Source organism: Sphingobium sp. (assembly GCF_003248505.1).
GTDB lineage: Bacteria > Pseudomonadota > Alphaproteobacteria > Sphingomonadales > Sphingomonadaceae > Sphingobium.
Map to the genome: position 1 here is coordinate 1 of NZ_QFOA01000026.1, position 19,552 is coordinate 19,552.

Consider the following 19,552-nt stretch of genomic DNA (forward strand, 5'->3'; position numbering starts at 1 on the left):
TCCGCGGCAGGCGCGAGCGGACCAATGGGAACGGAATTCGAGGATGAAAGCCCGAACGCTGCGCAAATTGCCTCTTGATTCCTTTCATTGGAGAATTTCGATGCCGAACTTCGGTAAAAGAGGACGCGCGCCCAAAGCCTGGATGGCTGCGGGCCTCACGCTCCTGCCCCTCATCGCCATGGCCTCGCCGGGTCACGCGCAATCGATCCAGGCGCTGCCCGACCAGACCAGTATGATCCGGCTCTCGAACCGCGACGTCAATCATCTCGTCTGCCAGGGCGGCGAGATCGAGGATGTCAAATTCTCCGCCGAGAAGGGCCTCGCGGTCGAAAAAGGCGGCGGCGATGCCTGGGTCAAATTCCTCGTCCGCGAAAGCGACGACAGTGGCCAGATCACCCGCACCTATGTGACGAGCCCCTCGGAGTTCTTCGTCACCTGCAACGGGGCCATCTACCCGCTCTACGCCGAACCCTCCGATATTCCGGCCCAGACGATCACGCTGATGCCCGGCGCCCGCCAGCGCGCCCACGCCAATGAGGATCTTCTCGCCCCGCTGGCCGAGGAGGATCGCGCCGTCTCGATCACCCTTTCGCTGCTTCAGGACAGGGTGCCGGCCAGCTTCTCCGAGGTCGCAACAGTTAGTCGGCAGATGATCATCCCAGCCGCGCCCGCGCTGCGCGTCACCGAACGCCGCCGCGTCACGATCGAGGGCGCTGACCTCAACGCATCGGAATATCGGATCGAGGCGGCGAGCGACATTGAGGTAGATGAGCGCCTCTTTCTCGACGCGGCCCTTGGCACCCGGATTTTCAGCGCAACGCTCGACCGACTGTCGCTGCGCGCCGGTGAAACGGCCCGACTTATCATCCTGCGCCGGGGAGACGGGCTATGAGCGATGAGCGACAGGATATGCCACAAGGCGCTGACGAACCCGGATCGCCCGCGCAGGGCAGCGGCGCCAGGGGCCATTCCCGGCCAACACGCCCCGCATCTGCACCGACGGACAGGAATAACAGCGTCCTCCATCTGCGCGGTCCAGCCCTTCTGGATCTGAAGGCACGCTGGGCAACGCTCAGCCCACAGCAGCAATTGCGCGCGCGGCAGGCCGCCATCGCTGTACTCGTCGCCCTGTTTGGCTACGGCCTCTATTCCGCCTCCAATAGTGAGGAGGAAACCAGGCCCCAGGCGCCGGCAGCCTCGAAGCTCGACATGGGCGCGGGCCTTCGCGGCGACAGCCTCGAGACGAAGGTGCGCGGCGACCTCAAGAAGATCCTGGATGGACAAAATCTGCTGGGCGACCGGGTCACGGCCATCGAGGAAGGCAAGATCGGGATTGGCGGCACGGCATCGCACGAGGCTGCCGAGGGCGATCTCCCCAATGCCATGCCGGGCGATATTCCTGCCTTTCCGCCCAGTCCCAGTCCAAGCGACCTCGACCGCGCTGACGGCAGTCTGCCCGCGCCGCCGATGCCGAGTGGGCCGGCTGCACCGCCAGCACCGCCGGTCGAACGCCAGATCGGCGCGATCGGCGCTGCCACCAGCGCAGTCGTAGCGGAGGGATCATCCACTCCAAATGGCGCTAAAAAAAAGACCAGGACGATCTATTTGCCACCTGGTTTCATGAAGGCACGGCTTTTGACCGGGATCGACGCACTCGCCAGCCGGGACGCGACGAGCAACCCCGAACCGCTCATCGCCCGCGTCCAGGCCCCCGCCGTGCTTCCCAATGATGTGAAGGCCAATCTTTCGGGTTGCTTCGTTATTGGCAACGCGACGGGGAGTCTCGCCAAAGAGCGGGTCGAGGTACAGCTCATCTCGCTCTCCTGCGTCGATTTCGATGAGCGTTCGGTTATCGATCAGCCGATCAAGGGCTTCTTCGTCGACACTGACGGCAAGAAGGGGCTTTCAGGCAAGGTCGTCACCCGCGCCGGCGCCGCGCTCGCCCGCAGCTTCATCGCCGGCACGATCGCCGGGGTCAGCCAGAGCGTCGAGAATACGTTCGGCAACACTTCCACCTCGGCGCTCGGCACCGTTCGGTCTCTGGATGCGGGCGACGCGCTCAAAACCGGCATCGCCGGCGGGCTTTCCAAATCCTCTGACAAGCTCACCGATTTCTATCTCGACCTCGCCCGTCAGGCCGGCCCGATTGTCGAAGTCGGCGCCGCCAAGGATGTGGTGGTCGTGATCCAGGAAGGCCTCGCGCTCGAGATCAAGCCCACCACAGCCATCAAATTCTGATGTCCGCCAGCTACGTCAGGGAGACGTTTCCATGCCCTACCAGCATTCCCGCATCATGGCCCGATGGGGCAGCTCTGCTCTGCTCCTCCTGCTTGGCGCCTTGCCCGGCTGCACGACGCTCGGCTCGGCCATGTCGCCCTATTCTGAGAAATTCAGCTGCAAGAACAGCGATCACGGCCAGTGCATCCACCCCGACAAGGCCTATGCCGACGCAGTCGCGGCCCGGGCATCCAGGTCCGATCCCAAGGTCACGAACGTCGGCAAGGGCGTTGAAGCTGCCGGGCGCACCGGCATGCGGCGGTCCGGCCCCAATACGGCGCCAGACAGCTATCTGGGCTATCGCAGCAGCGTCTATCGCGAGCTTCAGGGGCTGGTGGAAGCTCCCGTCACGCCGATGCTCCGGCCCGGCCGCACCGTGCGTACCCTGATCCTGCCCTATGCCGATCGCGATCGGCCCGACCGGCTCTACATGCCGCGCTATATCTATTCGATCCTCGACAAGCCGCAGTGGGTGGTGGGTGACTATCTCGTCAATCCGACCGAACAGGCGGCGCGCGTGCCCATCCTCGAACAGACCAAAGCCAGGCCCGCGCTTCCCGATAGCGACATCCCCGCGCCGCCCCAGGATCAGGCCCAGCATCAGGCCCAGCATCAGGCAGAGGCGCAGAACCCATGAGAGCGCCCGGGACACGCCATGGTGGCGGCATGACCACCAAGCGGCTGCAGCAAAGCGTCTCCCGCGACGCCTATTCGGACTTTCTTCCGATGGTGAGTTGGGTGGAGGACGAGGAAGCCTTCCTCACGATCGACGATGGCTGGGGACAGGCCTGGGAACTGGTGCCGTCGGCCTATCTTTTTGCCCATGTCCATCAGGCGCTGCTCGGCCTTTTCAATATCCAGTTCGCCGCTGGCACCGTGGTCCAGCTTCACTGCTTTGCCGACCCCCTGATCGACCAGGCGCTCGACGCCTATCTCGATCTCAAGACCCGCCCCGATCCGCTCATCCAGGCCTCGGCCCGGCGCACCGCGCATTATCTGCGCGACGGGACGCAAGGACTGGCCGCGCTTCACGGCATCCCCATCCGCAACTTCCGCGTACTACTGGCCATCAAATCGCGGAGACCGCTGGGCGCGGACCTTCGCCGCCAGATCGAGGAGCAGCTCTCCAAACTCGGGATCATGCGCATGGCGCCGCAGGCGCTGGTCAGCTTCTATCGCCGCATCTTCAACGGCGCCTTCGAGTCCGCTCCCGGCGTGTTCGCCACGGGCAGTGCAGACCATCCCGCGCGCCCGGTCCGAAAGCAAATCATCGATGCAGGGCCCGACCTCCTGTTCGATGGTCCCGAACTCTATTTCGGGAACCAGGTAGCCCGCTGCCTGACGCCCAAATCGCCTGCGCGCCGCGTAACGGCCGAGCGCTGCAACCGGCTGCTGGGCGGCATGCGGGGCGCGGCTGAGGACAGCGACCAGATTGGCGGACCCTTCCTCTACACATTGAACATCCTCTTCGATCACTCAGCCTTCGAGATCCACAAGCGCGCGCAGATCCTCTCCGCACAGAAAGCCGCCGGCAGTTTCGCTGTCGAGGTGGGGAAACAGATCGATGAAATAGGCTGGGTGCTGGATGAGGCCGGCAACAGCCGCTTCGTCTCGGTGATCCCCACCGTCTGGGTTTTCGGGCGCGACAGCGCGCAGGCCCGTGAAATGGCCGCCCGCGCCAAACGCCTCTGGGAAAGCGAACCCCTCCCCTGGATGATGCAGGAGGAAAGCTATCTCAACCCCATATTGCTGCCGATGAGCCTGCCCTTCGGCTTCTATCCCGAGCGCCGGACGCTACGCATGCTCGAGCGCGATCTGCCCATGCCCGCCAAGGCGGCCGCGCTGCTGGCGCCCGTCCAGACCGATTTTCGCGGCGGCGGCCGCCCCGCCCTGCTCTATGTCGGGCGCAAGGGCCAGCTCATTACCCTCGATCTCTTCGACCCACGCATCAACAATTATAATTTCATCGTCTCGGCCGAAAGTGGGGCAGGCAAAAGCTTTCTCCTCAATAATCTCTGCCTTCAATATTATGCGCAGGGCGCGCTCATCCGCATTATCGACATCGGCGGCAGCTACCGGAAGCTCTGCACCCTTTGCTCCGGGCGCTATATCGACATCGGCGAGGAGGCGCTGGTCCTCAACCCCTTCGACATGGGCTTTGCGGTGGATGGCGACGATCGCCAATCCGCCATCTCCATGGCGGTCGCGATCGTCGCGGAAATGGCCAATGCCGCGACGCGCAAGGGCGTCACCACGTCGCAATGGAACCTGCTCAAGTCCGCCGTCCAATGGACGATCGAGACAGGCCGCGCGGAAGCCGGGATCGACGCGGTCCGGGATTGGCTTGGCGCCTATCCTGCAGGCGCTGCCCAGGACCTCGACAAGGTCGATCATCTGGTCCCGGTCGCGCGCGAACTCGCCTTCAACCTGCGCGATTTCGGCAGTTCGGGCGCCTATGGCCATTTCTTCAACGGCCCCTCGACCTTCGATATCTCGGCCGACGAGTTCGTCGTGCTGGAACTCGAGCGATTGAAAGCCATGCCGGACCTTTTCAACGTCATCGTCATGGTGGTGGTGAATGCGGTCAGCCAGGAGCTCTACCTCTCCGCCCGCGACAAACCCCGCTTTGTCCTGTGCGATGAGGCCGCCCAGTTCATGACGCGAACCGACGGCCAGGATCTCTCGCGCCTCGCCGAGGTGTTCGGCCAGGGCTACAGGCGCGCGCGCAAATATCAGGGGAGCTTTGGCGTCGTCCTCCAGTCGATGAACGACCTGCTGCTTTTCGGCGGCACAGGTCAGGTGATCCTTGAAAATGCGGCCACCCGCTTCCTGCTCCAGGGCTCGACCTATGAACGGGCCGTCGAGAACAAGATCCTCGATTATTCAGGCTTCGTCCTCGATCTCCTGAAGTCGGTCCGGAACAACAAGCCGCATTATTCCGAGGTTTTCATCGACTCGCCGCTCGGCCTCGGCATCGCGCGCCTGGTCGTCGATCCCTTCTCCTACTGGATCAACACCTCAGCCCCCCAGGAGGTGGCCGCCTTCGAAGCCCGCCTGCGCGCCGGCCTCTCGCCGCTCGAAGCCGTTTGCGATCTGGCCGGCGTCGATCCCGCGCAGCTGCTTGGGCAGTCGAGATCCCAATCTTCGAAGGAGCTCTCATGATGCGAAATCCTCCCGCCTCGCCCCCGCACGCCAAGTCTCCGGGTGCGCAGCTTGACCTCGACCTTGATCCGACCATCGAAGCGCTCATCGAGGCCCGCGCCGCAAGCCTTGCCCAGCACCAGGCCCTGTTCTGGCGCTTCCGGCTCGTGACGATCGAGACCTTGATGATGGGCGCGCTCGTCCTTTGCGCCGGCCTCGCGCTCCATCAGCCTGCCGCGATGGTGCTGCGCGCCGCTGTCATGGTGTCGGCGGGTTGCTTTGCGAGCGGCATGCTGCTCATCGGCCTTACCGGCGCGTTCGATCGTGGCCTCGATCATTTCACCAGGTGGAGGCGAGGCCAATGACCGGCATCCTCTCTTCGGCCCCAGCCCGCGGCCCCGTGCGCCTGCTTGTTGGCACGCAACTCCTGCTGCTCGTCCAGACTGTTCTCGTGTGTCAGGCATCGGACCTGTTACCGACGTCCCTCCGCCTGTTTCTCGGCGTCTCCGGCATACTCGGCCTCACCGCGTTGATCGTTGCCGTGCGCGGCGAAAGACGGGATCAGGGCAAGCCATGGTGGGCGAAGCGTCATGGCCGCTGAAGCGCGCTCTCCGGACCGCGCCCGCCACGCGCTTCTCGGCGCGCTAATGCTGGGTCTCACCTGCCAGCAGGCGCACGGCGCGACCTCGACTATCGGTCGCACCTGGCCGATCGCCGAGCCTGACGCCATGAGCGAGATCGAGGCGCGGGTCGCCAATGCGCCGGATATGACAGCGAAGTTCGGCCCCCGCGCCAACTGGTCGGCGCTCAAGGCCGCTTCGCTTGGGATCGCACCCGCCGATCGGACGCGGAGCCTCATTCCCTTCTATACGGTCGACGAAGACATTCGGTTACCCGACGGCCGCATCCTCTATCCAAAGGGCTTCACCTTCAATCCCCTCGACTATGTCTCGCTGCCCCAGCGCCTCGTCATCGTCCACCCGCGCGATCTTGCCTGGGCGCTGAAGGCCGCGCGCTTTACCGACTTCATTCTCCTGACGGCAGGCGACGCCCTCGACCTTTCAGAACGCACCGGCCGCCCGCTCTTCATCCTGGAGGAGCGCGTCAAGGAAAGGCTGGGTCTTACCGTAGCGCCGGTCATCGTCGCGCAGGAAGGGAAGAAGCTGGTCTTAAGCGAATATGCGCCGGAGCGTTCCACGGATCGGGAAGCCCGGCCATGAATCGCAAGATCTTCCTGCGCGCCGCCGCTCTTTCCTTCGCGCTCGCCGTCGGCTCCGGCAGCGCGCCGGCGCAAGCCTCCAAATGCGAGGCCGGCACCATCTTCAATCCGCTCACCAAGGTGCGCTGGCACTGCATCTTCCCGATCACGATCGGGGGAGTAAGGGTCGGAAGCTTCGACAAGCTGGACAAGGAACTGGACGCCCAGTCCGCGTCTAAGCCGTTATGCGCCTGCCGCAAGGGCGCGACTTTCTGGTTCGGTGTGAAGGTCAGTTTCTGGTCGCCCAATCGCATGATCGACGTGGTGACCGAACCCGGCTGCATGATGGCGCTCGGCGCCGATCTGCTGCCGACCGGCGGCAGGCTCCAGGGAAGCCAGTCGTCGATTGCCGACGGCACCAACAGCAGCAAGATGTTCGCGCAGATGCATTATTATATCTCGCCGGTCTGGAAGATGCTCGACATGTTCACGGACCTCCCCTGCATCGAGGATGACGGGTTCGACGTCGCGATGATCACCGAAATACTGCCCACCTGGCAGTCGGGCACCCTGGGCGCGATCATCCAGCCCGAGGGCATCCTCTTCGGCAATCCCGCCGCTGGCCTTGCCTGCATGGCCGATAGCGCGGCGGCGGCCGCCGGCAAGGTTCTTGATCCCCTCTTCTGGTGCATGGGGAGCTGGGGCGCCACTTACCCTGTCGCAGGCGACATCCATTTTGGCGACAGCGTCGAGGCCTGGGCGGGCCTCGCCGCGCGCGGAACCTTCATGATGGGACGCCTTGGCGCGCTCACCATCAGTTCGGCTGACGGCTGCTCCTTCAAGGCCCAGCCCATCTGGACCAAGAGCCGCTACAAGCTCCAGATCATGGAGCCGGTCAAGGGCGGCAAATGCGTCAATATCGGGCGTCCGGGCGCACTCTGGTCGAGCGGCAAACATGCGCCCGGCAAGGACAATGCCCAGTTCATGTCCTTCGAAAAAGTGATCTGCTGTGCGGGAGTATCCACCCCGTGAGCCTCTCTCCTCCCCCACTCCCCGCAACGATCGACAGGCATATTGGAAGGTCTGCCCGCCACAGTCTTCCTCTCCCCTCCGATCGCTGCGAGGGCGGAGCGACGCCGTCCCCCAACAGCGTCGCTCCAACCCCCATTTCCCTCGCGCGCCTGATAACCGCCAGATCGGGTTCACGCGAGGGAAAGGTCAGCACGGTCGGTCAAACCCCTGCTCGGATCGGGTGTCCCCCCTCTCTGGCGCCCGATCCGATATCGGCCGTGCTGACCACCTTCAAAGGCCGCGCCTGCTTCCTCATGAAAACAAGCGGTCGCATCTTCCGATTGGTCGCATCCGGACATCCTGTCCCGCCAGGACACGCCCTATGAAAGGTCGGACCCTCATCCTGGCTATCAGCAGTGTAGCGCTCGCCCCGCAAGGCGGACAGGCGCAGGAAATGGAAGGGCGTGCGCGGGTCGCGGCGACAGCATCGCGGGCGAAGTCCAGCGACAGCGATGCGATCATAAGCAACTACGTCAATCCAGGCCTTGCCGGCGAGGCCATCAGCACAATCGACAGCAGCGCGACTTTCACCACCCATCTTGCCTGTCAGAAGAGCGCAACGATGCTGGAGCTGCTGATCCAACCCGGCGCGACCGGTGACATCACGCATATGCGCATAGCGCGCGACAGCAATATCGACGGCATTTTCGATGAAAATCTGACCCTCCCTGTTCCCGTATCCGGCATCTGTGCAAACGGGATCATCTCCTGCGACCCAGGAAGCTGGAACAACTGCAGGCCCTTCAAATGGGAGGTGGCGCCGGCCGGCAACCTCAAGCTTGGGGACGTGCCGCTGACCGAGCTTTCCGCCTGCTATTGCGTGAATGGAAGCTGCGGCAGCAATCTCGTGCTCGGCAACCTCGATTCTGTCCTCAAGGATCTGGGCGGCGGCATTGTCGGCGCGCTCACCACCGCCGATCCACGTATAGGCATAGCGCAAGCGAGCATCGAGGGCCCGGTCATACGCTATGTCGGCGCGCAGACGAATGCTTGCACCGACAGCCCTTCCGTAGGGGCAACGACATATGCAGCCAATCCCAACGCATTAGTAGGAGATGCAGCGGCAACTGCGCAGGGCAGCAGCATCTTTCAGGCCCTTGCAGGCTCATCAGCCGGCAGCGGCAAGGCGCAGGAAACGCGCGCATGCACCATCACCCGCGAGATCACCGTCTCCGATCCTAGCTTTGACGCTGTCATTGCGCGATCGGGCGGACGTTCGACCGTCGCGATCAGCCCGACCGTGGCGCGCTTCCAGATGGGTTCGCCCGGTGAGAAGAGCTTAAGCGGCGGCCGCTGCACGATCTTCGAATTTCAGATGACCTTGACCGTCGGCGATCTTGCTCGTCTGCGCGCCCTGCGCCTTGCCCGCTATTATGCCGATGACTGGGCGCAAATCTATGTGGACGGAACGCTGGTCGCGTCGGGACCCAATAGCTGGACCGGAAGGGGCTTGCCGCCGGGCAATTGCGAGCAGGGCCGCATCTTCACGCGCACGCCTGCCACCGACCTCATGCCGTTCATGACCCCTGGCGCCCATGACATCCGCATGCGGGTCGCTGTAGCCGACGAAGGCGGCGCGCTTGCCGAGATCGAAGCTGAAATCGACGATAGCTGCAACGCCCAGGAGCGACTTGTGGATCTCTGCGCACCCTATGCGTCCGACCAGGATTGTCGGCTCGTCGCAGAAGAGGTCGACGGCGTCGAGACGGTACGCAATGGCGTCAATACTGGTCTTAAACCCTTGCCGCAAACCCGGCTCTTTGGGGCGGGCCAATGCAGCTATCAATATAGTCGCGACTTCTTCGAGCGCTCGCGTCGCTACGCCTGCCTCACTGAAAGCGCCGCGCTCAATGAGCCTGATCTCACGCGCAGCACCTATATTCTCGACAATAGCACGCAAAGCCTGATTGCCGACAGGACCAGGTCCGCAGATGGCAGCATCACAACATCGAGCCGCCCATTTTCGATGCCTCAGCGGCCAGCCGTGCCGGCCTGCGAACCAATCTGCAAAACGCGCGCGCCCAAGGCCAACAGCGATGTCGCCACAGACGGGGTCGTAGGCGCAAAGCAGAACAGCCCGATTGGCTGGGATATCTTCTACCACAGCTGCTCGGCCGATAATGTCTGTCCGCTTGGGGAACGTGAAGAGCTTGTCTCAGCCTGCGGCTGCCTTGATGATTTTCCCGAAGCTGCCGTGATGATGCAGACCCTGCGTCTCGCCGGTTCCGATCTTGCCTGCACTGCGGGGACGCCATGAGGAAGCGTGACCTCATAGGATTGCTGAGCGTCGCGCTCATGGCGATCACTTTCCCAGGGCCGGCATGGGCGGCGCAGCTCTGCGCGGCAGATCTCAACGGCAATGGCGATGCAGCTGATGAGGGCGAACTGGCGAGCTGCCTCACTATGGCCGGCGGCGCCACCCAATGCCCGATCAGCCAGGTGCCTTGCGTGGCCGATGCCGCCGGCGCCTATAGCTGCCCGATGGGAGACCAGCATCTATGCCTGGTGCCCGCGGCAGGCGGCACGCCAACCTGCTCGCCCGTCGCCTGCGTCGATACCGCGCTCAATCCGCTCGAGGATGAAATTCTCGTCGATGACGCCGGCCCGGACAATGACGGCCCGGTCGACGCTGACGGCAATTGTCTTGGCACGATCGAGATATTTGGCGGCCGCGCGCTGCGCTGCCGACCACCGGGCGCGAGCGTCACCTTCCAGAATTGCTGCAAGGACAGGGACAAGATCGTAAAGGACGGAATGGGCGGCTCGCTCAGTTCGATCACCACCAAGATCGCGATCGCCAAGGGCGTCTTCACTGGCGCCAAAGCCGCCTATCTCGCCTTCAAGGCCGGCGCGAGCGCGGGTCAGGCGGCCAGTGCCGGCGCCAACGCCATCATCATCGGCCTCGATCCTACCTCGATCGCGATCAGCCTCGCCATAAACTTCATGATGGAAGTGCTGCTCGCCGGCTGTGATCAACAGGATATGGAGACCGGCATGCTGCGCGGCTCTGGCATGTGCCATGAGGTCGGCAGCTACTGCTCCTCATCCATCCTTGGCGTCTGCATCCAGAAAGCGCGCAGCCATTGCTGCTTCAACACCAGGCTCGGCCGCATCATCCAGGAGCAGGGTCGCCCACAGCTCAGCGCCTTCAACGCCATGGGCTGGGGTACGCCAAAGCAGCCCTATTGCCGCGGCTTTACCGCCGAAGAATTTCAGGCGCTCGACTTCAGCCGCATGGATCTGTCCGAATATTATGAGGAGATCGAGGCGCGCGCCCAATCTGAAATCCAGATCGATATGGAGGAGAAGGTCGATGCCTATCTGCGCACCGTCAATCCCTGACGCCCCAATCGCGCCGCTCATCCTGGCGCTCGCCCTTCTTGCCCCGGGGTTCGGACAGGCAAGGGAGCCTCAACCGGGGGAAGAAGCATCCTTAGCCATGGAGCGGCTCCGCGGAGCAAAAGCCAGCGGGGCTTCAACCACCCACGCCGGGCCCAGCGCTATTCTTGCCCCCTCTCCTGCGCTCAAACGGCGCGCCTTCGACGCCATGGGCAAGCGCAAGACCGATCCTAGGATGGAGGCGCAGGCCCGCACCGCACAAGCCCGGGCAGCAAAAGCCCTTGGCGACGGGCAACAGGCCATGAGCGCTCGCCTCCATCAGGCATTGGGGCTGGCGCCGCCCGAAGGCGCGCCAGCGCCCATGCCCGCCTCTGGCAATGTGCCAGCCAGGGCCTGGGTGCCGCTGTTGTTTGCTTCCTCATCCATGCCGGTCGAGACCTTGCGCAGCTATGCCGGGCAGCTCGAACGTGTAGGCGGGGTGATCGCCTTTCGCGGCGTGCCTGGCGGTATTACGAAGATCGGCCCGATGGCAGAGCTCACGGCGCGGATGCTGCGCGTCGATCCGGGCTGCGACGGCCCGGCCTGCACGATGCGCAATGTCCAGGTGGTGATCGATCCGATCCTGTTCCGCCAGCATGGCATAGCGCGCGTGCCGGCATTCGCCATGGTGCCGGGCGATCCGACCCAGCCCTATTGCGAACGCGAGGATGAGAGCGCGCCTCGTGCCGCCCATCTGGTCTTTGGCGATGCGGCGCTTTCGGGCCTGCTCGATGAATATGGACGCCTCGGCGGCAAGGAGGAGGTGCGCGATGCTTCGGCTCGTCTGGCTGGCCGCTAAGAGGCTTTTCCCTGGGCTCATGCGGCTCCCGCGCGAGGCAGCCGTCGCCCTGGGCGGCGCGGTCGGGAACCAGGGGGCTGCCCCTAAACGCTTCTGGCTCGCCCTTGGCATGATTGTTCCGCTGGCGACGATCACGTTGCAGGCGATCCCGGCTGTCACCATCGTCATGAGCCCCTCAATCGATGCCTGGGCGGTGCGGGCCGCGCCGGGCGCCATCCATAAGGGCGACCTCGTCATGTTTGCGCTTTCCCATCCCCTCGCCGGACCGCGCCCCGTCAGCGTGACCAAGCGGGCGATGTGCATGGCCGGCGAGCGCCTGCGCGAGGTCGAACGCCATTCGGTTTTCGACGGCAAGGTCACGAACAGCAGCTATTATTGCGGCGCCACATTGCTCGGCATCAGCCGCCCCATGGGCCGCAATGGCCAGCGCCTGGAGCGTCTGCACTGGGGCGATAATGTCATCCCGGCAGGCTTCATCTATGTGGGATCCGACCACCCACAGGGCTTCGACAGCCGATATTTCGGGCCGGTGCGGATTGAGCGTCTGACCCGCATGGAGCGTGTGCTATGATGTGGGGCCTTGCCTCTGCCGCGCTCGCCCTCGCGGCCTCCACGTCGTCGCCTGCCGCTGTGCCCGATGGCGGCCCCAAACTCGGCTATTGGTGGTATCTGCCCAAAGTCGCGGACAGCAGCGAAGCGGACGAGGAACAGCTGCCTGCCGCGCCTGTCATCCCGCCAATGACCGAGCTCGCCAAATGGAGCCCACCCCGGATCGCCAAACTCATTACCGAGCAGCGCGACTATGCCGCCACGGTGCTGACCGTCGATGCCGTTGCAGACTTCTGGCGGCTCCAGGACTTTGCGCGGCGCAAAGCCCGCGCCTTTGCCGGCGTCACGCAGCTCGCCATGCTGACCCACCCGGAACTGAGCGCACGCTCGGCCTATCCGGTGGTCGGCGACGCGCGCGACGCCATGGGCGCGCAGAGGGACGCAACGCGCCGCACTTATCTCCGGTCCAAGGGCGGTGAGTTTGCGCTCATCATGTTTTCGCGGGCAAGCTGCGGCTATTGCCGTGTCCAATGGCCGATCCTCCAGCGCTTTGCAGAGGAAATGGGTTGGCAGGTCAGCAGCCAGGACCTTGATCGCAAGCCTGAGCTCTCCAGCCGCTTTGGCGTCGATGTGACGCCAACCACCATGGTGATCCGCCGCGGCTCGGCGCAGCGCATGGTGATCGCCAATGGCGTGGAGGCCTATCCCAATCTCATCCAGACCGCCTATCAGGCGGTGAAGCTCCTCTCGGGCGACATTCGCCCCGAGCAGTTTCTGACCGGCGCGGGCGAGGAGAATGGCTTTTTCGATGCCCTCGCCAATGGACCAGTCGCGGCCAGCGATCCGGCTGTGACCCAGGGCACGCAGCCGTGAAAGCGGCGCTCATGACATGGGTTGTGGCAGCAACTGTAGGTGTCAGTTCGCTAATGGCTGCGGGACCGTCGAGCCGCGCCGACGCCGCGCGCGCCGCCGTCCATCCGGTCAATACGCCGCAGGCCATGAAGATCTGGCTCGATCGCGTTCCACGCACCAGCGCCTATCCCCCTGATTTCGAGGCGACACTCAAAGGCCAGGGTCCGGCCTATGTGATCGAGATGAGCACGGCGCCGGGCTGCCTGCCATGCGGTGACCTCTGGACCAAGCTCGGCGCGCTGAAGACACGCTATGGCTGGGGCATCCGGACCATTTCAGCGCAGGAGGCGATGATCCGCTCGGGGCGCCTCGGCCTCCCCTGGGTCGGGCACCCGGTTGCATGGGTCCGGCCGCTCGCAGATCGCAATCGCATCATTCCGGTGGCAATCGGCACCGATCATTCGGCCAACATCAACCGCAATCTCTATCTGGCGGCCAAAATGCAGACGGGCGTGCGCGTGGCTGTCGGGGTTCGCGCCATGTCCAAATTTACAGGGATTGTCGGCACGGCCGCGACCTCCCAATCCACCCATCGTCGGAAAGGCTGAGCAATGGCGGGCGCGGTCGATCTTTATTCTTCATCCTGTCGGAGGCCGCCATGCGCCATACCCTCTCCGCCCGCCTCTCGCGCCTGAACACAAAGGCGCTGTTCCACTGGTTTGTCACCTTCCTTACGCTGTGCGCCGTTAGCTGCGGCATTACGCCTGCCCCCGCGCTCGCACAGAGCTGGGCGGAGCATTGGTTCGACAATGTTACTTATACGAGCCCTGGCAGTTTTGAGGACCAGACGCGCGGCTATGTGACCGCCGGCGGCATGTCGGGCCGGATCGACGTCCACAATGATTATCTGATGAGCCTGACACTGCCCAAGGTGAAAGCGGGCTGCGGCGGCATCGACATGTTTCTGGGTGGCATGTCGTTCCTTGATCCCGACTATCTGGTCGAGAAGCTCGAAAGCATTCTTCAGGCCGCCCCAGCGGTCGCCTTTCAATATCTTCTCGAAACGCTCGACGAGAAGATGGGGAATATAATCTCAAAGATGGAGGCGGCCACCAACTACCTCAATTCCATCCAGGTGAACGACTGTCGGCTCGCCAATCGCATGGTGCAGATCGCCAAGGGGGACGACAATATGTCCGGCATCATCGAGGAGATGACCGGCTATAAGTCCGTCAAGGAAGGCTATGCCAAAAGCTATCAGCAAAGCCGCGAGAAAATCCAGTCGAACGGCAATAATCCAACCGAGGATCTGCGTGACGCCCTCGCCAACTGTCCGGCTGAGGTGACCGACATCTTCCGGACGGGGTCCCTCCTCTCCCACGCCGCCGGCCGGGTGGGCGCGGCCGACTGGGCAGCCGTCATGCGCGCGCGTGTCGGCGACGTCTATATGCGCTGGGATGCGACCGACAAGGTGCCGCTCTTCTCTGCCATCCCGGCCTGCGCAGGCCAGGATAGCGAATCCTCGGACGATTTCCTGAGCGGCCGGGTCATGCGGCGCGCACTCAACATCCCCGCCACCGGCGCCGACTGCACGCGCGACGGCGCCAAGGGCGCGCTCACCCTCACCCGCGAGCGCATGACAGCGATCGCGGAGAAGATCCGCACGCGGGCGGCACTTACGACGGATGAGCGTCAGTTCGTGGCCAATGTCCGCACCCTCCCCGTCTACCGGATGCTCGAATGGGGGGTCCGGCAGGATGTGGTAGAGTCCGTCATCGCCGATACAGACGAACTGGTGGCGCTCACCCTTGCCTATCAGATGCTCAATGACCTTACCCGCAGCATCGACTTTGCGCTCACCAACGCCGAGCGCGGCACTCAAGCGGCGGGCGCAGCGGACAGCGGCAACGCCAATATCTGCCAGACACGCATCCTCACCAAGGGGATAGAGCAGCTCGCCGACCTGCGCGAAGAGGTGCTGCGGCAGCGCGCGCAGATGCGCCAATCCTATATGGCGGCGCTGGGATCAGCGAACCTCTCGACCAACTATGCCGGCCTCATCCGCCAGCGCGACCGGGACGCCCGCGACGCCGCCGGTACCGCCACCAACCGCAATCGCTAAGAGGGAGTCCTTCCCATGCGCCTTGTCGTTCGCCTCGTTGCGGTCCTCACCAGCCTTGCCATCGCTGAGCCGGCGCTCGCACTGGAAGCCAGCTTTCATAGTTATGACGGCTTTGCCGAAACCGTCGATGCCTTTCGCCTGGTCTCGATGATCTTTGCCGATCCGCGCTACGAGACGCTGGTGCTGATCGTGGCGGTCGTCGGCATGGCACTGGGCGCTGTCCTCGCCATGGTGCGCGGCACGGGCATGGGCCTTGTCGCCTTCGGTTTCCAGATGCTGGTCGGGATCGGGCTCTTCGTTGGCCTTATTGCCACCACCGGCACGGTCCATGTCTATGACCGGGTCCGCAACGCCTATCAGCCGGTGGGAGACGTTCCCAATCTCATCGTGCTTGTGGCGGGCGTCACCAACATGATGGAACGAGCGCTCGCCGAGACGATCGACGACAACACGCTCGATCCCCATGCCAAGCTGGAATTTGGCGCTGGCGGCCACGCCTTCGATCTGTTTTTGAACGCCGTCTCGCCGCGTGGCCCGATGACCGACAGCTTCCTCGACGCGACGGTCAAGGACTATGTCCGCCAATGCTATCCGGTCGCGCGCGTGTCACCCGCCTATGGTGTCGACGATGACCAGCTCTTCCGGGCCAGCACCGACCTGCCGACGGCCTTTGCAGCGATGGCGGGCCCGTCGACCTTCAGCACGGTCTTCACCGCATCGGACAAGGGCGGGACGACGGTCAGCTGCGAGGAAGCCTGGGAGCATATCGCCGATCGGCTATCCGATCCCAATATCTTCGAAAGCTACTCAGCGCAGGTTTGCGCGCGGACGGGCTATGACATCGCAAAGCCCGATCAGCTCGCCCGCTGCCGCAGCAATCTTGGCCAGATGGGCGACATGATGATGAGTACACCGCTCACCGCCCAGGCCTTTCTCACCAACATCCTGCTCGGCAACAGCGTCGGCGACGTTCTCTTCGAGGACAGTCCGGCAACCGCCTCGCGCGTGATGGCGAACCGGGCGGTGGTATCGAGCGGCCTTGCGACCATGTCGACAGCCAATGAATGGTTCCCAACGATCCGCGCCGTCGTCTTCGGGATCATGCTCTTCATGGTGCCGGTGGCGCTCCTCTTCATCCTGACGCCGATCAACCTGCGGGTCGCGAGCTTTGCCCTTGGACTCTTCGTCTTCGTGGCCCTTTGGGGCGTGATCGATGCGGGCATCTACCAGCTGACCCTTGGCCGGGCGACAGCGACGCTCGCGGAGATGCGCGCCAATCATCTGGCAGCCAATGCCTGGATGCTCGCGCCCTCGGCGGCCATGAAAGCGCTCGCCATATTCGGCAGCTTCCGCACAGCGGGCGCAGGCCTTGCAGGCGCCTTCGTGTTCACCGTGTTCCGCTTCTCGGGCAATGTCTTCTCGTCCTTCACCGGGGGATCCCTGGGCGTTACAGCGCAGGCGTCGTCGGCTGCCGCGACCGTGTCGACATCGGAAGGCTATGCTGCGGCGCTGGAAGCCCAGGCGTCGGCCACCGGCACAAGCGCACGCCGCGCCGCCGCTGGCTCGTTCGGCGACTTTGGCGAGCGGTCGAGCTTTGGGGCCAACCGCAGCTTCGGGGCCGCCGGCGCGGTCGAAGGCGTGCATGGGGGTGTTCCGGGGCAAGCCGCGCTGGGCCTGGGCGGGATCGATGCCGCCCGCGAATTGGGCGGGATCGCTCCCGCGCTTGCTGGCCGGGACCTCGCCGATCCCACGGTTAAAGGCGCAGTCCAGACAGCCGCTGCGACCGGAGCCATTCACAATTTTGCCGAGAAGGATGCGCTCCGGGACCTTGGGACAGGCTATTTCGGCGCAGGTCAGGGCGGCGAGAAGGCTTTTGCCGCCTTCACCCAAAACCTTGTCCAGTGGCGCGCCTTTGGCGACACACGCGCCTATGACATGATGATGCAGGGGACGAGCCGGCATTTCGAGCGCGCTGGTTACTCGCCAGAAGATGCTGCGCTCAAGGCCAGCGGCCTGATCGCAGAAGCCCAGGCCGATCCGACCTTCGCCAAGCTCATCGCCAACAGCTTCTCTCAAGGTGAGATGCTCAAGAACGAACTCACCGCCGCGCAAACGCAGGTAGGTGCGATGGAAGGCCGGCGCGACTATGCTGGCAGCGAGGTTTCCGCCGTCGAGCGCGGCAATGTCGCGACCGAACAGGCGCGCCGAACGGGCGGTAACGAGGGACAGCGGTTCGCAGCCCGGATGCTGGGCCTGCCAGTAGATGAAATGAACCGCCGCATCGCCTTCATCAACGCCCTCTCGGGCGAAGCGCGCTCTACCGCCATCAGCCAACTCTCCCGCGCCACTGGCCGCAGCGAAGCGCAGGTCATGCATGCGCTTGAGACATACAGGGCTTCAAGCGAGGTCGGGACTGCCGATGGGGCAACCGCGGAGGCGTCCCGGGAAGGTACAAGCGTCTATGGGCGAACCCGCGAGGCTGCCGGCTATGACTTTGCCGAGCGGTCAGGCAAGCTGGACGCGCAGCGCGAGGTCGGTCATGACGGGACACGCAGTGCCGCCAGGATCGGAGAGCAGCGCAGGCAGTCGGAGAATTTCGGCTTTGCAGAAGGCGCCGCGGCAGCCGGCATGTCGACACGCAAGGCCGCCCGGCTCGATAGCTTCATCCGGGCCTTGAGCGATGGCGCGGGCAACCAGCTTGATATGGCGGAAGGTGGCGCTGAAGGCGTGGCCGATCGTGCACGTAACGCAAGAATGACGGGAATCGTCGAGAAGGAGCGCCTGTCGCGTGTGCAATCGCTCCTCAAGGCCAACGGGATCGAGATGACAAAACGTCAGATAGCGATGGACCAGAATGGCGACTTCAGCCTCAACCTCACGCCTGCAACCGCCGCCCAGATGTGGAAAGCCGGCCTCCTTAATGAAAGCCAGCTTGGTGCGGTCGCAAATGGCGGCCATGCCCGCTTCAGTCTCGCCCATAATGATCTTCTCGTCTCTAGCAGCGCGGGCTTCGAGACGTCAGCGCGGAACGATACCAGCACGAGATTTGAAGCCGGCAAACAGGCCGGGCCGGACACGATCGAACATTTCATGGGCGGGGGAGCGGAAGGAAAGGCAGCCATGGCCAACTGGCTGCGCGGCGGATTTGAAATGGATCGTAAGGGGGACTGGCGCCTGAAACCGCAAGTTGCAGACACTCTTCAGCGAGACGTCCAAGCCATCATGGCCCAGGCTGGGTGGGAACGGAACATTTCGCGCTCCGCGCAGGATCAGACGGCCTTCGGCATCTCGGTGAAGGGAGAAATAGGGGGAGGAGTTGCCAGCTCATCGGGTAAAGGGAAGTCAACAAACCTGTCAAACTCGATTACTGGTCGCAGCGGGGGCTCCATTGGCCTATCATCTCAAGAAATCGGCACGACTAACGAAGTTGCAAGCTCCCAGTTGAACATCGTCAACTATGATGTACGACAATCACTCGCAAATGCGGAAAGATCCGCAGCTCGATCTTCAAACCCTAATGTGTCATTCTCAGACCACCTCTCTGAGGAAATTCTAGGTTCGCATGGCCTTCGAAATCGTTACCTCGGATCCGCAGATAGTCGGCGGGGCACAACTGACATTTCTGCTCCCCTCACTTCGCTGGAGCAATCGTCAATCCTCAAATCCGGAGGTTTTTCGAATGACCTTGATCGAGGACCTCATGACGGCGATTCGTCGTTCAAGACCCGCGATTGATAAAAGCCGGATTTATAGGGTTCAACGGACTCCCATTCCACAGCGCACCAGAGCGCGGGTCAAGCGGATCGAACTCCCATGGCATGCCAGAGGGCCCATAGCTGTCAGGGTCGGGAAAACGGTCTTCTGACAAATCGCCCGTCGCCTCAAATGGCCGCGATGCTGCAAGCCGCTCGCTGAAAAACCCGAAGCAGAGGATCAGGGCGACCACTGGCGGGAAAAAAAAGATCGTCAGACAGCCCGCCAGCGCCGAGCTATACAAATCCTCTACCACCTGAGAGTAGCGACCAGCCCACATTCCAACCCAATACAAGGGAACCGCCGTCCACCACAGCTTCGCGTGTAGCGGGCGCCAGAGCCGATCACCGACCCTTAACGGCTCGGCATCCTGTTTTGCTATGACCTGCTCTTTAAGCGGTGACATGATCGA

At 63.6% G+C, this 19,552-nt stretch carries 17 protein-coding genes; 16 read left to right on the top strand and 1 reads right to left on the bottom strand.

The window, feature by feature from the left end; translation table 11 throughout:
• Positions 1 to 142 precede the first annotated feature (142 nt).
• From DI606_RS10235 to DI606_RS10310, 16 genes are all read left to right on the top strand, one after another.
• A complete protein-coding gene (locus DI606_RS10235) occupies positions 143 to 892 on the top strand; it encodes a type-F conjugative transfer system secretin TraK (RefSeq protein ID WP_234831970.1) in 750 nt (249 codons plus the stop codon).
• Positions 889 to 2,238, top strand: coding sequence for a TraB/VirB10 family protein (locus DI606_RS10240; RefSeq protein ID WP_293982374.1), 1,350 nt, complete (start codon positions 889 to 891; stop codon positions 2,236 to 2,238). The genes DI606_RS10235 and DI606_RS10240 overlap by 4 nt, the downstream gene beginning before the upstream one ends.
• A 31-nt stretch (positions 2,239 to 2,269) precedes the next feature.
• A complete protein-coding gene (locus DI606_RS10245) occupies positions 2,270 to 2,914 on the top strand; it encodes a TraV family lipoprotein (protein ID WP_293982375.1) in 645 nt (214 codons plus the stop codon).
• Complete coding sequence (locus DI606_RS10250) at positions 2,911 to 5,439, top strand: TraC family protein (RefSeq protein ID WP_125999362.1); 2,529 nt, start codon at positions 2,911 to 2,913, stop codon at positions 5,437 to 5,439. Before DI606_RS10245 ends, DI606_RS10250 begins: the two co-directional genes overlap by 4 nt.
• The gene (locus DI606_RS10255) at positions 5,436 to 5,783 is read left to right on the top strand and encodes a hypothetical protein (RefSeq protein WP_234831968.1); all 348 of its coding nucleotides are present in this window, start codon (positions 5,436 to 5,438) and stop codon (positions 5,781 to 5,783) included. Before DI606_RS10250 ends, DI606_RS10255 begins: the two co-directional genes overlap by 4 nt.
• Positions 5,780 to 6,019: a hypothetical protein gene (locus DI606_RS10260; protein ID WP_125999363.1), complete on the top strand. Its 240-nt coding sequence runs from the start codon at positions 5,780 to 5,782 to the stop codon at positions 6,017 to 6,019. Before DI606_RS10255 ends, DI606_RS10260 begins: the two co-directional genes overlap by 4 nt.
• Before the next feature lie 46 nt (positions 6,020 to 6,065).
• On the top strand, positions 6,066 to 6,638 hold the full coding sequence (locus tag DI606_RS10265) for a conjugal transfer protein TraW (RefSeq protein WP_125999374.1): 573 nt from the start codon (positions 6,066 to 6,068) through the stop codon (positions 6,636 to 6,638).
• On the top strand, positions 6,635 to 7,648 hold the full coding sequence (locus DI606_RS10270) for a TraU family protein (protein WP_293982389.1): 1,014 nt from the start codon (positions 6,635 to 6,637) through the stop codon (positions 7,646 to 7,648). Before DI606_RS10265 ends, DI606_RS10270 begins: the two co-directional genes overlap by 4 nt.
• Before the next feature lie 361 nt (positions 7,649 to 8,009).
• Entirely contained in the window at positions 8,010 to 9,944 is a 1,935-nt protein-coding gene (locus tag DI606_RS10275; protein WP_293982391.1) for a hypothetical protein, read from the top strand.
• Complete coding sequence (gene traN, locus DI606_RS10280; protein WP_293982393.1) at positions 9,941 to 11,029, top strand: conjugal transfer protein TraN; 1,089 nt, start codon at positions 9,941 to 9,943, stop codon at positions 11,027 to 11,029. Before DI606_RS10275 ends, traN begins: the two co-directional genes overlap by 4 nt.
• 97 nt (positions 11,030 to 11,126) lie before the next feature.
• Positions 11,127 to 11,864: a type-F conjugative transfer system pilin assembly protein TrbC gene (locus DI606_RS10285; RefSeq protein WP_293982395.1), complete on the top strand. Its 738-nt coding sequence runs from the start codon at positions 11,127 to 11,129 to the stop codon at positions 11,862 to 11,864.
• The gene (locus tag DI606_RS10290; protein WP_293982397.1) at positions 11,836 to 12,435 is read left to right on the top strand and encodes a S26 family signal peptidase; all 600 of its coding nucleotides are present in this window, start codon (positions 11,836 to 11,838) and stop codon (positions 12,433 to 12,435) included. Before DI606_RS10285 ends, DI606_RS10290 begins: the two co-directional genes overlap by 29 nt.
• The gene (locus tag DI606_RS10295; RefSeq protein WP_293982436.1) at positions 12,435 to 13,286 is read left to right on the top strand and encodes a conjugal transfer protein TraF; all 852 of its coding nucleotides are present in this window, start codon (positions 12,435 to 12,437) and stop codon (positions 13,284 to 13,286) included. Before DI606_RS10290 ends, DI606_RS10295 begins: the two co-directional genes overlap by 1 nt.
• Positions 13,287 to 13,339: 53 nt before the next feature.
• Positions 13,340 to 13,873, top strand: coding sequence for a hypothetical protein (locus tag DI606_RS10300; protein WP_293982438.1), 534 nt, complete (start codon positions 13,340 to 13,342; stop codon positions 13,871 to 13,873).
• A 50-nt stretch (positions 13,874 to 13,923) separates the two neighbouring features.
• Positions 13,924 to 15,387 carry a conjugal transfer protein TraH gene (locus DI606_RS10305; RefSeq protein ID WP_293982399.1) on the top strand — a complete coding sequence of 488 codons (1,464 nt, stop codon included), beginning with the start codon at positions 13,924 to 13,926 and terminating at the stop codon, positions 15,385 to 15,387.
• A gap of 15 nt (positions 15,388 to 15,402) precedes the next feature.
• The gene (locus tag DI606_RS10310; RefSeq protein WP_293982401.1) at positions 15,403 to 19,122 is read left to right on the top strand and encodes a conjugal transfer protein TraG N-terminal domain-containing protein; all 3,720 of its coding nucleotides are present in this window, start codon (positions 15,403 to 15,405) and stop codon (positions 19,120 to 19,122) included.
• Here DI606_RS10310 and DI606_RS10315 read toward each other — a convergent pair.
• Positions 19,106 to 19,546, bottom strand: a complete 441-nt coding sequence (locus DI606_RS10315) for a hypothetical protein (RefSeq protein ID WP_293982403.1) — start codon at positions 19,544 to 19,546, stop codon at positions 19,106 to 19,108. The genes DI606_RS10310 and DI606_RS10315 overlap by 17 nt on opposite strands.
• Positions 19,547 to 19,552: the final 6 nt, after the last annotated feature.

Coding starts and splice junctions, on each gene's coding strand:
- DI606_RS10315 (WP_293982403.1), bottom strand. CDS start 19,546: ATGTCACCGCTTAAAGAGCAGGTCATAGCAAAACAGGATGCCGAGCCG.
- DI606_RS10270 (WP_293982389.1), top strand. CDS start 6,635: ATGAATCGCAAGATCTTCCTGCGCGCCGCCGCTCTTTCCTTCGCGCTC.
- DI606_RS10250 (WP_125999362.1), top strand. CDS start 2,911: ATGAGAGCGCCCGGGACACGCCATGGTGGCGGCATGACCACCAAGCGG.
- DI606_RS10255 (WP_234831968.1), top strand. CDS start 5,436: ATGATGCGAAATCCTCCCGCCTCGCCCCCGCACGCCAAGTCTCCGGGT.
- DI606_RS10295 (WP_293982436.1), top strand. CDS start 12,435: ATGTGGGGCCTTGCCTCTGCCGCGCTCGCCCTCGCGGCCTCCACGTCG.
- DI606_RS10310 (WP_293982401.1), top strand. CDS start 15,403: ATGCGCCTTGTCGTTCGCCTCGTTGCGGTCCTCACCAGCCTTGCCATC.
- DI606_RS10305 (WP_293982399.1), top strand. CDS start 13,924: ATGCGCCATACCCTCTCCGCCCGCCTCTCGCGCCTGAACACAAAGGCG.
- DI606_RS10245 (WP_293982375.1), top strand. CDS start 2,270: ATGCCCTACCAGCATTCCCGCATCATGGCCCGATGGGGCAGCTCTGCT.
- traN (WP_293982393.1), top strand. CDS start 9,941: ATGAGGAAGCGTGACCTCATAGGATTGCTGAGCGTCGCGCTCATGGCG.
- DI606_RS10240 (WP_293982374.1), top strand. CDS start 889: ATGAGCGATGAGCGACAGGATATGCCACAAGGCGCTGACGAACCCGGA.
- DI606_RS10275 (WP_293982391.1), top strand. CDS start 8,010: ATGAAAGGTCGGACCCTCATCCTGGCTATCAGCAGTGTAGCGCTCGCC.
- DI606_RS10290 (WP_293982397.1), top strand. CDS start 11,836: ATGCTTCGGCTCGTCTGGCTGGCCGCTAAGAGGCTTTTCCCTGGGCTC.
- DI606_RS10285 (WP_293982395.1), top strand. CDS start 11,127: ATGGAGCGGCTCCGCGGAGCAAAAGCCAGCGGGGCTTCAACCACCCAC.
- DI606_RS10300 (WP_293982438.1), top strand. CDS start 13,340: ATGGCTGCGGGACCGTCGAGCCGCGCCGACGCCGCGCGCGCCGCCGTC.
- DI606_RS10260 (WP_125999363.1), top strand. CDS start 5,780: ATGACCGGCATCCTCTCTTCGGCCCCAGCCCGCGGCCCCGTGCGCCTG.
- DI606_RS10265 (WP_125999374.1), top strand. CDS start 6,066: ATGCTGGGTCTCACCTGCCAGCAGGCGCACGGCGCGACCTCGACTATC.
- DI606_RS10235 (WP_234831970.1), top strand. CDS start 143: ATGGCTGCGGGCCTCACGCTCCTGCCCCTCATCGCCATGGCCTCGCCG.